The following is a 12,161-nucleotide window of genomic DNA, read 5'->3' as shown; positions in this document are numbered from 1 at the left end:
AGAGGGTCGTGGAGGTACGCCTGGATAGCTACTTCTTGGCCACCCGGACCGGATGCTCGCTGAGGATGGACAGCCTGTTGAAGGCATTGATGCCGATTGCTGCCATGCAAATCACACTGATCTGCTCGTCCGAATAGTGCTCCCGCGCTTCAGCGAAGAGCTCGGCGCTGGGCCTGGAGGTGCTCATTCGGGTGATCTGCTCGGCGATCTTCATGGCCAGGACCTCTGCGGCCTCGAACAGCCCCACTTCCCTGTAGACGGCAACCAGGGACAACCGCTGTTCCGTCTCTCCGTACTTCAAGGCCCGCCGGTGATGAAGGTCCAGGCAGAACGCGCATCCGTTGATTTGCGAACACAGGTAGTTGATGAGCTCCAAGGTCTTCCGCGGAATCCCCACCCGGTCGGCTTCATCCACTAACTGCTGCGAGTAGTGCGTCAACGTGGCGTAGAGGTCCGGCTGTTGCTTATCCAGATAGCCGGCGAGGCGCGGCGTTGTCTCCTGTTCGGGCATGCTTGGAGCCTAGCGCAACGGTACGTGATAGAGCGCCGCCCAGAAACGGGCGGGACGTGATAAAGGGATCACTCGCCGGGGACGATGTCCGCCGCGAGGCGGATGTGGTTCTCGGCCAGCCACTGCGGGTTGAAGGCTTTGCTGAGGTAGTTCGTGCCGGCGTCGGGGGCTATCGCCACCACCACCGAACCGTGGGGCGCCGCCCCGGCCACCCGCAAGGCCGCTGCCACGGTGAGTCCCGACGACGGCCCCAAGGACAGGCCCTCTTCGTCAAGAAGCCGGTGTACCACTGTGTAGACCTCGTCGTTGGGGATGCGGAGGAAGCGGTCAACGATCGAGCGGTCGAAGATCTTGGGCCACTCCGCGGCCGGCCATGAGTTCCCCACGCCATCCACCAGGATTTCGCCGGGGTGGCCGCCGCTGTAGGCGGAGCCGTAGGGATCGGCGCCCACCACCTCCACATGGCCGCCCGGCCGTTCCTTCGCCACCCGCTCCTTCAGGTACCGCCCGTTGCCGCTGATGGTCCCGCCTGTGCCGATGCCCGCCACGAAGTGGGTAATGGTTCCCCCGGTCTGTTCCCAGATTTCCGGCCCCGTGGTCCGGTAATGCGCCAGTGGGTTGGCCGGGTTGTCGAACTGCATGGGTCGCCATGCTCCGGGAGTCCCATCCACGATGCGGGCAGCCACGGCCCGCGCGTTTTCCGGGGATTCGGACGGCGCACTCCAATCCGTCAGGATCACCCGCGCACCGTAGCTGTGCAGGGCAGCGAGCTTCTCCGAGGAGATGGTGTCGCCGGTAACCACCACCACCGGATGCCCGGTGAGGCGTCCGATCAGCGCCAAGCCGATCCCCGTATTGCCCGAGGTACTCTCCACAATGGTGGCCCCGGGTTTCAGCTCCCCGGACTGTTCGGCCGCCCGGACCATGCTCAGGGCTGTCCTGTCCTTGATGGACCCTCCGGGGTTCTCCGATTCCAGCTTGATGTGGATGCTGCTGCCCAGCCCACGGCCCAGGACCTCGAGCTTCACCAGCGGGGTGTTCCCCACTCTGTCCAGCACAGAGGCATCCAGCGCGTCAGCCGGGACGGTTGCTGCATGCGCACCGTGCTGCCGGTTTGCCGTAGTCACCATTCGTTTCCACCTTCCCGGAGTCCGTCAAGAACAACCCGAAGCTCCCGCCGCGCGCGCTCCACCAGTTCCGACGCCGGCGGCCGATCCGCGAGGACGTCGGCCAGACGGCCGACGACGGCGGCAGTCCCCTTGCCCAGCGGCTGCGCAGCTCCCGCTTCGAGCAGCAGATAGGACGCGGTCAGTGCCTCGATGGCGAGGAGCTTCTCCACGGCGTCCACGGACTTCCCGAGTTGCTGCAGCGCCAGCGGAGCAAGGGTTGAATGGTCTTCGACGTCGGCGGACAGGGTTGGCGCCCCAAGGGTGGCCGGCGCTGCCAGGAATTTCAGTTCGGCGAGGAGCCCGGCCGCCGAGTACCACAGCAGCCCCGGCAATTCTTCCTGCACCAGGCCGGTCCCCGCCGCGGCAGCAAGGTGCTTCGCCCGGATGGCACGCTGCGGCGGGTACAGCTTGGCGATCCTGCGTTCACTCGGAATACCCACGTGGGCGAGCGCCAAGCGCAAGCCCTCGAAGGCCAACGCCAACTGCATCGGCTGGAAATTGCCCCCGGAGACCATCTGCCCCGATTCGAGGTCCACCAGCGGATTGTCGCCCCTGCCGTTCAACTCCACGTCCAACGCTGCCGCCAACTGCCCCACCGCGGCCCTGAACGCCCCGTGCGTCTGAGGCGCAGCCCTGAGGGACAGGGGGTCCTGCACGGAAACTTCCGGGCGCACGTCTTCCAGCCACCCGCCGCTCAACAGGCGGCGGACGGCGGCGGCCGATTCCCGTTGGCCGTCCACGGCCTTGGCCGATTGGATAGCCGGCGAGAAGGGGCTGAGGTTGCCGCCGCCGTCGTACCTTGCGATGGTCTCCAGGGAGAGGGCGAGCGCGACGTCCGCAAGCCGGGCCACATGCCGCAACCTCAGCAAGGCGAGGGTGCCGGCACCTACCGAATAGGCATTGGCGCTGACGAGGGCCAAGGCCTCACCGGCGTGGAGCGTGAGGGGCTGAAGTCCGGCGTCCGCGAGGGCCTTGGCGCCGGGCACCAGGACGCCGGATGCGTCGAGCGCTTCTCCCTCACCGATCGCGACGGCGGCGACGGCGGCCAGTTGGGTGAGGTCGGAGGAGCCCACCGAACCTTCGGCCGGGATGGCGGGGTGGACGCCGCGGTTCAGGAGGTCGGCGTAGAAGCGGGCTGTTTCGGGCCGGACGCCGGAGCCGCCGCGGCTGAATCCGACCAGTCGGGCGAGGATCACGGCACGTGCTTCGGCGCGGCTCAGGCAGGGTCCCACCCCGCTGTTGTGGTACCTGACCACCTGCACTTGGTAGGCAAGGATGGAGCCGTCCTCAACAGCGGTATCGCGGCCGGATCCCAGGAGGGTGTTGAGGCCGTAAACCCGCTCGCCGGAGGCCGCCACGTGCTCCACGACTTCCCGTGAACGGCCGATCAATGTCAGGGCATCGTGGTTGAGTTTCACGTGGCAGGAGTCGTCTGCCGCCGCCATGGCGATACTTTCGGCATGCACGGGCGCCGTCCCGATCAGCAGCACCTTCGACTCCGGAAACATGGTCAGAAATCCAGGAGATTCTGCCGGAAACCGCCGTTGCCATAGCTTTTCCTCAGCAGGCCGCGGCGACGAAGTTCGGGAGTCAGTTTGTCCAGGACCCCATGCACCGTCACCGGATCGACGAACCCGGAAAACAGGAAGCCGTCACCGCCCACGGCCTCGCCCGTCTCCTCGAGGTAGTCGGCGATCTCTCCGGCGGTCCCGATGATCGAATCACCTGCGCCGCCGCTGCGGGCCTGCAGGATCTGCCGCAGCGTGGACCCGGGACGAGCCGCTTTGGCGAAGTGTTCCAGCGTTCCTTGGTTGCTGTTGGTGCTCAGCTCGGGGAGGGGCTGATCGAGGTCGAATTGCTTGAAGTCGATCACCGAAAGGTAGGAGATCGAGTTGAGCTGGCTGTCGATGTCCCGCTGGGTCAGCTCCTTGCGCCGTGCCCGCAGTTCCTCCCCCTCCGCGGCAGACCCCACCACGGTGGGCTTGAGGACAAAAAGTACCTTGACGTCGTCGGGATTCCGTCCTGCATGTGCGGCTTCGGCACGGATGGAATCGCGGTAGGCCTTCATCCCGTCGACGCCCCGGGCCAGGGCGATGGCGACGTCAGCGTGGCCACCCGCGAACGCCTTGCCCCGGGGCGATGCACCGGCCTGCACCAGTACGGGTTCCTCGGGAAGGGGTGCCGTATTCAGCGGACCCCGGACCTTGAAAAACTGCCCGTCGTGGTTGATGGGATGGACTTTGGTGTGGTCCGCAAACCGGCCTGCCTCCACGTCCTCCAGCACGGCGTCCGGTTCCCAGCTCCGCCAAAGCCGCCGAACGACGTCGACGAATTCCTCCGCCTTTTCATACCGCAGGTCGTGCTCGATCTGCTGGTCCAGTCCGTAATTCTGCGCGGCGAGGTCGCTGCCGGAGGTCACCACGTTCCAGCCGAGTTGGCCCCCGGAGAAATGCTGCAGGGTGGCAAGGAGCCTGGCCGCGGTGAAAGGCGGGTAGAAGGACGCGCTGATGGTGGGCACAATGCCGAGGTGTTCGGTCGCGGACAGCAGGTACGGCACCAGCGCGAGGGGATCGTGCTTGGGAGCGAAGGAGGCGTGCGCAAGCGACACTTCCGCGGTGCCGCCGTACGTGTCCGGGACGGTGAGTGAATCTTCGATGATGAACAGGTCCAGCCCCGAGCGTTCAAAAGCCCGGACGGCCTCCTGGTAGAGCGCAGGCTTCTTCCAGTCGTAGCCCAGGCTGTAGCCGGGAGTCCCCCAGCCCTGGACACCGAATCCATGGCCCACGAACCATCCGAAATGCAGCATGGGCTTGAGTGTAGAACTGCTCTGTCCGTTCACCGCGACCTGATTTCATGCGAAGTTACAGGGGGTCGTATTGCGTCAATTATGCTCCCGTGACGTCTTAAATGGTCCAGTCCCGGCGGCCGGTCCGGTTACGCAACATGACGACGGCGGGACACCCGCCACATGCGTCGCAACGGCCGCGGATGTTATTTTCTTCTTGAGTAATGAGTACCAGCGCCAAGCCCTGACTTGCTGGTCGGCAACCCTCTCCCGCGGCGGGGTGCCTCAGGTGACTACTCGGCGTATTCGACACTTCGAACTGCAAGCGTGACTGAGGAGCACATTAATGCCTGAACCCACCGAAGAGAGACTTTCCTACCGTTTGATCACGGGCCCGGACACCCGGGACTTCTGCGAACGGATCAGCAACGCCCTCGCTGAAGGCTACGTCCTGCATGGCAGCCCGTCGGCCACCTTCAACGGCACGGACGTCATCGTGGCACAGGCCGTGGTGTTGCCTGCCGCCGTCGCCAGCGCGGATGCCGCCGTGGCCAATGCCGTGGATGAGCTGGAGAACGACGAGGACGAGGCAGCATTCGAGGGCCACGCATGAGCTACGCCGGAGACCTGACCCCGCAGGATGCCTGGGCGAAGCTGCAGGACGGTGCCATCCTGGTGGACGTCCGCACCGAGGGCGAATGGGCCCACATCGGCATCCCCGACACCAAGGCCACGGAAAACGATCCCCTGTTCATCCAGTGGAACCTTGCAGGCGGCGTCCCGAACTCCCGCTTCATCGAAGACCTGCAGCAACAGGCACCCGAGGGAGACGGCGTTGAGCTTGTGTTCCTTTGCCGGTCCGGACAGCGCTCCATTGCTGCGGCCATCGCCGCAACACAGGCAGGTTTCACCGCCTACAACGTCCTCGAAGGCTTCGAAGGTGAACCGGACCGTTACGGCGAACGAACCGTCAACGGCTGGAAAAACCGCGGCCTGCCAACCAACCTTGGAAACGAATAAGAAGTGACTTTCAACCCTGACGCCGCCGGCTGGAATCCAGACACCCAAGCCGTTCGCGGTGGCCTTGACCGTACCAATTTCCAGGAAACGGCGGAGCCCGTCTTCCTCAACTCCGGCTTCGTCTACGAGTCGGCGGCAGCTGCCGAGCGCGCCTTCACCGGGGAAGACGAACGCTTCGTCTACTCCCGCTACGGCAACCCCTCCGTTGCCACCTTCCAGGAGCGGCTGCGTCTCCTTGAAGGCACCGAAGCCTGCTTCGCGACGGCGTCGGGCATGTCCGCAGTCTTCACTGCCCTTGGTGCCTTGCTGGGCGCCGGCGACCGGGTGGTTGCCGCCCGCTCGCTCTTTGGTTCCTGCTTTGTGATCCTCAACGAGATCCTGCCGCGCTGGGGCGTGGAGACCGTGTTCGTGGACGGCCCCGACCTTGACCAGTGGCGCGCTGCCCTCTCCGAGCCCACCACCGCGGTGTTCTTCGAGTCCCCCTCCAACCCGATGCAGGAGATCGTGGACATCGCAGCCGTCAGCGAGCTCGCGCACGCCGCCGGGGCAACAGTGGTGGTGGACAACGTCTTTGCCACTCCCCTGCTCCAGCGCTGCGGCGACCTCGGCGCCGACGTCATCGTGTACTCCGGCACCAAGCACATCGACGGCCAAGGCCGCGTACTGGGCGGTGCGATCCTGGGTACCAAGGAGTTCATCGAAGGCCCGGTCAAGCAGCTCATGCGGCACACCGGACCGTCATTGTCCGCGTTCAACGCGTGGGTGCTGACCAAGGGCCTGGAGACCATGGGCCTGCGGGTGAACCACAGTTCCGCCTCTGCGCTGAAGATTGCCGAATGGCTGGAAGACCAGCCTGCGATCAACTGGGTCAAATACCCCTTGCTCACGTCCCACCCGCAGTATGAGCTGGCCGCCAAGCAGATGAAGGCCGGTGGTACCGTGCTGACGTTCGAGCTTTCGCCGTCGTCCGGCCGCTCCACCAAGGAAGCCGCGTTCGCCTTGCTCGACGGGTTGCGGGTCATCGACATCTCCAACAACCTGGGCGACTCGAAGTCGCTCATTACCCACCCGGCTACCACCACCCACAGGGCCATGGGACCCGAAGGCCGTGCAGCCATCGGGCTCTCCGACGGCGTGGTCCGGTTGTCCGTTGGGCTCGAGGACGTCAACGACCTCATCCTGGATCTGGAGAAGGCCCTCAAACAGGTCTAATCTCATGCCATGAGGCATCCATACCGCCGCGCGGGGGCTGTCATTGTTGCGGGTTCGGTCGTGTGGCTGGCGGGAATTTCTCCCGTGCCCCGCGTCTATACCACCCAGGATCCGGCCGAGCGTTTGAGGCTGCTTCTAAGGGGTGAGCGGGGATGGGTGGCGGGCCACCACGTGGCCGCAGCCGGGACCGCGGCCGTGCCGATTGGATTCGCCGCCTTGGCACGGGCCATGCCTGACGCCAAGGCCAGGCACTGGCTAGAGGCTTCGGCTGCCGCGCTCTTGGCCGGAGCTCCGCTGTTTGTGTACAGCCTGTCCCGGAGGGCGTCGGACCTTGAACGGTTTGCGTATCGTCGCGGCTCGAATGTTCCGTTCCTGGGCTACTCATGGCTGCACATTGCCGGCCTGGCCGCCCTCGGCACCGGCCTCCTGCGATCGCCGGCAAAACGCTGGGTGGGGGTGACGGCCAGCAGCGCTGCGGTACTTTTCGCTGGCATCCTGCTCAAGGCCAAGGACATTCCGCCGTTCGTCTTCTACGTCACGGAGGCGACTGTGGGAGGGTACTTGATGGTGTGGGATCCGGAGCCTCCCGCGGGCGATCCCGGGGTTGGTTGAGTTCCTAGGCCCGGCGGACGCGTGCCAGCACGGGATCGGGATCCTTGATGGCACCTCCCGGTGTGCCGGAGGCGGTGACTTTGACGGCATGCCCCACCACAGCACCCAACGCCTCTACACTCGGCGGACTGCCTGCGGGGCTTTGGCCGTCCCGTTGGCGGCTGTTGAAGCGTGCCGCAGCTTCCCGTTGCTGATGGGCGCCGTTTCCGCGCTCCAGGATGTCCGCTAAACCTGCTTTCACCAGTTCCAGCTCGCCCTGTTCCGTCAAGACAGGGGCCAAGTAGTCCACCAACGCCCACACCACGCTTGTGGCCGGTTCGGGACGGAATTCGCCAAAGTCAAGAAGGTCACCCCGCAAACCCATGTTGCTGGCTTGGAAACTGGCCATGCGCAACAACGCCGTCGGCACCGAGGCGGGTTCAACGCCGTCGAGCATCTCCCGGGTGGCCGTCTCCACCAAAGCCCGCACCAGCACGGCGATCAAGGCCGCATCCTCCGAACGCAAGCAGACGTCGGCAACCCGGACTTCCACTGTGGGGTGGTCCCGGGAGAGGCGGGCGTCAAAGTAGATCATGCCCTCATCCAGCAGCACGCCCGTCTCCAACAACCGCTTGACCATCCGCCGGTAGGAGGTCAGCGAACCGAACACTGCGGACGGCCCGGACGTGGGCCAGCGGTTCCAGGCCTGGGTGCGGTAGCTGTCAAAGCCGGTGGCCTGTCCGCGCCAGTAGGGAGAATTGGCGCTGATGGCGGTCAGGACAGCGAGCTTGTCCCGGATGTGGTCCAGAACTACGACGCCTTCCTCAGGCGATTCCACCGAGGTGTGCACGTGGAAGCCGCACGTCAGCTGCTCGTACGCCGTGAGTCCAAAACGCTCCAGCATCTCCGCGTACCTGGGGTTGGGCGTCGTGTGCGGGGTGGAAGCGAGGGGCGAAGTGGCAAGTGCGGCTACGCGGGCCCCGTGCTTCCGGGCGGCCTGGTCTGCCATGGCCCGGCCCCGCCTGATCTGATGCAGCAACTCGTCGTAGGTATGGCAGGGCCGGGTGCGGGTCTCGATCTGTTCGAGCTTCAATTCATGGGTGAGCTCTGAACCCTCTGCCTCGGAAGTCCCGTCCTGCGGCGCTTCTCCGCTGATCAACGCATCCGCGAGGGCCAGAGGTTGACCCGTCACGGGATCGACGATGAGCAGCTCCTCCTCCACCCCGAAAGTACGCATGCTCCATTTTGCGCCCCACGATAGCCGCGGCAAACAAACCCCGCCGCCATCTGGTCCGTCAATTTTTGCTGGATCATTCGCCCCTGACCGCAGGCGATGCCCCGGATTGGCGGGCCTGCCCGAGGGCCAAGACCGGAATGATCCAGCAAATTTCTCGTCGGGCTATCCACATAAGGCCCCCGACCACTCCTGGGCGGGGCGTCGATCGTGGCTTGCTGGCCCTATGGATGCGTTTGAATTCCTCACAAGGGTGGGCGGAGTCGCCAAGATCGGGCTGCTCCGGGCCAACGGGTACACCCCCGCCGATATCCGGAAGCTCGCAGGTGCTTATCAGCCCAGGCATGGTCTGTGGGCTATACCGTCGGCTGACCCTGCTGTCCTCAAGGCGGTTTCCAACAACGGCTACCTGACATGTGCAAGCGCAGCGCTCAGGTACGGTCTCTGGCTCAAGACCACACCGGCAAAGCTTCACTTAGCCACCCGGCACGGCAGAGGGCACGGCTTCGTGCGGCACGGCGGTCTCCGCTTCGGTCCGGAGGCCAATCTTCCCCTTGCCTCCGTGGAAGATACAGTCCTGCATGCTTTGACGTGCCTCTGCGCCGAAGATGCCATCGCCGGAGCCCAGTCGGCCATCAAGAAGTTTGGTTTGTCGCGGGACCTGCTTCGCAGCGAGCTCCAAGCCCGGTATTTCGGCACGGCACGGCGTCGCTTAGAGATGGCAGACGGGGTCTCAGAGTCCGTGCCGGAGATCAGCGCCCGCCTTCTCTTCGAAGCAGAAGGGCTGAAATTCCGCCGACAGGTACGGATAGAAGGCGTAGGAAGGGTGGACACCCTGATCGACGAATGGCTGATTGTGGAGGTCAACGGTTACCAATTCCACAGCTCCCGTTCAGCATGGCGGAAGGACATGGCCCGGCTTAACGCTGCGCAGGCGCGTGGCTACCATCTCTTGAGCTACGCCCCGGAGCAGATCTGGAACTCGCCGGAGCACGTCATGGCGGAAATCCGGGGCTTCCTGGCCAGGGGAAGACCCCGCCATTTGGGGTGATGAACAAAATTTGCTGGATCATTCGCACCTGACCTCAGGCGAAGCCCCGGAATGGCGGGGTCCCCGAAGGGCCAAGGCCGGAAAGATCCAGCAAATTTGAAGGACCCGGCCTAGTCCTGGAAGTACTCCACCTTGGCGCCGATGGTGTTGAGCCGCTCGGCGAGGTCCTCATAGCCACGTTCAATGACGTAGATGTTGCGGAGCTCCGATGTTCCGCGGGCGGCAAGCATCGCAAGGAGCAGGCACGCCGCCGGACGGAGGGCCGGAGGGCAGCCAATCTCGGCGGCACGCCACTTGGTGGGGCCGTTGACGTAAATCCGGTGTGGATCCAGGAGCTGGACCTGGGCGCCGAGCTTGTTGAGCTCGGTCAAGTAGATGGCGCGGTTCTCGTAGACCCAGTCGTGGATCATGGTCTGGCCCTCGGCATTGCCGGCGATCACGGCGAAGAAGGGCAGGTTGTCGATGTTCAGCCCCGGGAAGGGCATGGGGTGGATCTTGTCCTGCGGGGCGCGGAGCTCGGATGGCTTGGTGGTGACGTCCACCAAGCGGGTACGTCCGTTGCGCGCTTTGTATTCGCCGGAAATCTCCAGCTCCTGGCCCATCTGCTGCAAGGTGGCCAACTCGATCTCCATGAACTCGATGGGCACCCTCCGGATGGTCACCTCGGAGTTGGTGACGATGCCGGCAGTAATAAGGGACATCGCCTCGATGGGGTCCTCGGAGGGGAAGTACTCGATGTCCACGTCGATGCTGGACCGGCCGGTGATGCGCAGCGTGGTGGTGCCAATGCCTTCGATCCCCACACCCAGGCCCTGCAGGTAGAAGCACAGGTCCTGGACCATATAGTTGGGGCTGGCATTGCGGATAACGGTGGTGCCTTCACGGTGCGCGGCAGCCATGATCGCATTCTCGGTCACGGTATCGCCGCGTTCGGTCAGCACGAACGAGCGGTCTTCGCCGTCGGCCGGAGGAGCTGCTACGGAGTAGAACCCGGACTTCGCCTCGACCCTCAGCCCGAATTCGCGCAGCGCCTGCATGTGGGGCTCAACGGTGCGGGTTCCCAGATCGCAGCCACCGGCATACGGCAGCAGGTATTCGTCGGTCTCGTCCAGGAGCGGTCCCAACAGCATGATGACACTGCGGGTCCGGCGCGCTGCATCGACATCCATGGTGCCGAGATCCAGCACTTCGGGACGGCGGATGCGCAGATCGCTGTTGTTAAGCCACGTGCACTCGACGCCGATGGACGTCAGGACCTCGACGATCCGGTTGACCTCTTCAATCCTTGCCAAACGACGCAGGGTGGTGGTTCCCCGGTTGATCAGGCTGGCGCACAGCAGGGCCACGCCGGCATTCTTGCTGCTGTTGACGTCAACGGCACCGGACAACGTCCGCCCGCCTTCAACCCTGAGGTGGGTCATCTGGGGACGGCCTACCTTGACGATGGAACGGCCAAAGATGGCCTCAAGCCGTTCAATCATTCGAAGGCTCAGGTTCTGTTTGCCCTGCTCCATGCGGGCCACGGCGCTCTGGCTGGTTCCCAGCTCGGCGGCCAGCTGGCCTTGGGTCCAGCCCTTCTCGCTGCGGGCGTCGCGAAGCAGAAGGCCAACGTGTTCGGCAGTAGGTTGGGTCATAACCCAAGAAATATCACAAGTGAGTTAGAAGGCCCGCGCAAAACGCCGATTCAGCGATTAACGTCACATCGTACCCGGGCGGTGCGATATAAAGCTCGACGGCGGACTGTCGGCCAAGGTGCGGGGGTCAGGCCTTCCAGTACCCCAGGACGTCGATCCGCCGTCTATCCACTCCCACAACCTTGCGCAGGTGTTTGGCAATGGCGCGTGCACTGGAGGCCTCGCAGGCAACCCAGAAAAAGTCCTCCTCTGGCGAAACGGCTTCTGCAGTCAGCGACGAGCAGACTTCTTCCGCCAGGGCCGCTCCGTCACGCTTGCGGGGAATCCAGGTAACAGCATCGCTTGGCGACGTCCGGACCTCAAGGGAAGGATCGGCGTCGTGCTGGAATTCCAGCCAAAGGTGCGCCGGCGCCGTGGATCCCACGTCGGAACGCGCATCCAAGAGTGAGTTGATGGCCGGGATCGAGGCGGGATCGCCAACGATCCAAAGGCGCCGCGCCGGCTGCGGGAAATCGAAGGCGCTGCCTTGGACGGTCGCTTCGATGGTGGCGCCGGGCTGCACCGTACGGGCCCAGTCAGCCGCGACTCCTGCGTGCATGGCGAAGTCCATGCTGAAAGTTCCGGCCCGCACATCCGGACCCACCAGGGTGTAGGCGCGCTGATGACCCTTTCCGCCGTCGTCGAACCACAGCCTGATCCACATGGTGGGGTGCAGCTCGGAGTTTATCAGCAGCCCACCGTCTTTGACGTTGATGCGGAGGAAGTCAGGGCTAATTTCTTCCCGCCCGATGACTTCCAACGTGAAGTCCTTGGCACCCATCGCTTTGAGGACGATGCCTTCCCAGCTCCGCTTCAAGCAACACTCCTTCATGAATGGCAGGGATTTTGAGAAAGCGGCCGCACCGCCTATCTTGAACTTAAGTAAGCCTAACCTAACTCGAAAGCAGTCCCGGA

The 12,161-nt window shown here is 64.4% G+C and carries 12 protein-coding genes and 1 riboswitch; of the genes, 5 read left to right on the top strand and 7 right to left on the bottom strand.

Annotated elements, in window-relative coordinates; genetic code table 11:
• Positions 1-28 precede the first annotated feature (28 nt).
• The 4 genes from HMI59_RS02915 to HMI59_RS02900 form a co-directional block, all read right to left on the bottom strand.
• Positions 29-511, bottom strand: a complete 483-nt coding sequence (locus HMI59_RS02915; protein ID WP_021474077.1) for a carboxymuconolactone decarboxylase family protein — start codon at positions 509-511, stop codon at positions 29-31.
• A gap of 68 nt (positions 512-579) precedes the next feature.
• Positions 580-1,641, bottom strand: coding sequence for a PLP-dependent cysteine synthase family protein (locus HMI59_RS02910; RefSeq protein ID WP_193592740.1), 1,062 nt, complete (start codon positions 1,639-1,641; stop codon positions 580-582).
• A complete protein-coding gene (locus HMI59_RS02905; protein WP_193592739.1) occupies positions 1,635-3,188 on the bottom strand; it encodes an aromatic amino acid ammonia-lyase in 1,554 nt (517 codons plus the stop codon). Before HMI59_RS02905 ends, HMI59_RS02910 begins: the two co-directional genes overlap by 7 nt.
• 2 nt (positions 3,189-3,190) lie before the next feature.
• Positions 3,191-4,519, bottom strand: a complete 1,329-nt coding sequence (locus HMI59_RS02900; RefSeq protein WP_193592738.1) for an NtaA/DmoA family FMN-dependent monooxygenase — start codon at positions 4,517-4,519, stop codon at positions 3,191-3,193.
• A 166-nt stretch (positions 4,520-4,685) separates the two neighbouring features.
• Positions 4,686-4,799, top strand: a riboswitch (SAM riboswitch).
• Positions 4,800-4,811: 12 nt separating this feature from the next.
• On the opposite strand from HMI59_RS02900, the gene HMI59_RS02895 reads away from it, so the two are divergent.
• From HMI59_RS02895 to HMI59_RS02880, 4 genes are read left to right on the top strand one after another with little or no spacing between them, the layout of a single operon-like run.
• Positions 4,812-5,078, top strand: a complete 267-nt coding sequence (locus HMI59_RS02895; RefSeq protein WP_193592737.1) for a DUF1737 domain-containing protein — start codon at positions 4,812-4,814, stop codon at positions 5,076-5,078.
• A complete protein-coding gene (locus HMI59_RS02890) occupies positions 5,075-5,485 on the top strand; it encodes a rhodanese-like domain-containing protein (protein WP_021474072.1) in 411 nt (136 codons plus the stop codon). Before HMI59_RS02895 ends, HMI59_RS02890 begins: the two co-directional genes overlap by 4 nt.
• 3 nt (positions 5,486-5,488) lie before the next feature.
• Positions 5,489-6,697 carry an O-succinylhomoserine sulfhydrylase gene (locus HMI59_RS02885; RefSeq protein ID WP_193592736.1) on the top strand — a complete coding sequence of 403 codons (1,209 nt, stop codon included), beginning with the start codon at positions 5,489-5,491 and terminating at the stop codon, positions 6,695-6,697.
• A gap of 9 nt (positions 6,698-6,706) precedes the next feature.
• Complete coding sequence (locus HMI59_RS02880) at positions 6,707-7,309, top strand: hypothetical protein (RefSeq protein WP_166187155.1); 603 nt, start codon at positions 6,707-6,709, stop codon at positions 7,307-7,309.
• 4 nt (positions 7,310-7,313) lie between these two features.
• Here the strand turns inward: HMI59_RS02880 and HMI59_RS02875 are convergent, their stop codons facing one another.
• The gene (locus tag HMI59_RS02875) at positions 7,314-8,525 is read right to left on the bottom strand and encodes a glutamate--cysteine ligase (RefSeq protein WP_193592735.1); all 1,212 of its coding nucleotides are present in this window, start codon (positions 8,523-8,525) and stop codon (positions 7,314-7,316) included.
• A gap of 223 nt (positions 8,526-8,748) precedes the next feature.
• Here HMI59_RS02875 and HMI59_RS02870 point away from each other — a divergent pair, with 223 nt between their 5' ends.
• Positions 8,749-9,573, top strand: coding sequence for an endonuclease domain-containing protein (locus HMI59_RS02870; RefSeq protein ID WP_193592734.1), 825 nt, complete (start codon positions 8,749-8,751; stop codon positions 9,571-9,573).
• 110 nt (positions 9,574-9,683) lie between these two features.
• Here HMI59_RS02870 and HMI59_RS02865 read toward each other — a convergent pair whose 3' ends face one another.
• Complete coding sequence (locus HMI59_RS02865; protein ID WP_069696794.1) at positions 9,684-11,207, bottom strand: UDP-N-acetylglucosamine 1-carboxyvinyltransferase; 1,524 nt, start codon at positions 11,205-11,207, stop codon at positions 9,684-9,686.
• A gap of 127 nt (positions 11,208-11,334) precedes the next feature.
• Positions 11,335-12,063 (bottom strand): siderophore-interacting protein, encoded by a 729-nt coding sequence (locus HMI59_RS02860; protein WP_193592733.1) that lies wholly within the window; start codon positions 12,061-12,063, stop codon positions 11,335-11,337.
• Positions 12,064-12,161: the final 98 nt, after the last annotated feature.

Source organism: Paenarthrobacter sp. YJN-5, from assembly GCF_015040095.1.
Taxonomy (GTDB): domain Bacteria; phylum Actinomycetota; class Actinomycetes; order Actinomycetales; family Micrococcaceae; genus Arthrobacter; species Arthrobacter ureafaciens.
This window is presented reverse-complemented; position numbering and strand designations above follow the sequence as displayed.

Bases quoted from the DNA above. Each gene is read 5' to 3' on its own strand.
- HMI59_RS02870 (WP_193592734.1), top strand. From the start codon at position 8,749: ATGGATGCGTTTGAATTCCTCACAAGGGTGGGCGGAGTCGCCAAGATC.
- HMI59_RS02895 (WP_193592737.1), top strand. From the start codon at position 4,812: ATGCCTGAACCCACCGAAGAGAGACTTTCCTACCGTTTGATCACGGGC.
- HMI59_RS02875 (WP_193592735.1), bottom strand. From the start codon at position 8,525: ATGCGTACTTTCGGGGTGGAGGAGGAGCTGCTCATCGTCGATCCCGTG.
- HMI59_RS02905 (WP_193592739.1), bottom strand. From the start codon at position 3,188: ATGTTTCCGGAGTCGAAGGTGCTGCTGATCGGGACGGCGCCCGTGCAT.
- HMI59_RS02915 (WP_021474077.1), bottom strand. From the start codon at position 511: ATGCCCGAACAGGAGACAACGCCGCGCCTCGCCGGCTATCTGGATAAG.
- HMI59_RS02890 (WP_021474072.1), top strand. From the start codon at position 5,075: ATGAGCTACGCCGGAGACCTGACCCCGCAGGATGCCTGGGCGAAGCTG.
- HMI59_RS02880 (WP_166187155.1), top strand. From the start codon at position 6,707: ATGAGGCATCCATACCGCCGCGCGGGGGCTGTCATTGTTGCGGGTTCG.
- HMI59_RS02865 (WP_069696794.1), bottom strand. From the start codon at position 11,207: ATGACCCAACCTACTGCCGAACACGTTGGCCTTCTGCTTCGCGACGCC.
- HMI59_RS02910 (WP_193592740.1), bottom strand. From the start codon at position 1,641: ATGGTGACTACGGCAAACCGGCAGCACGGTGCGCATGCAGCAACCGTC.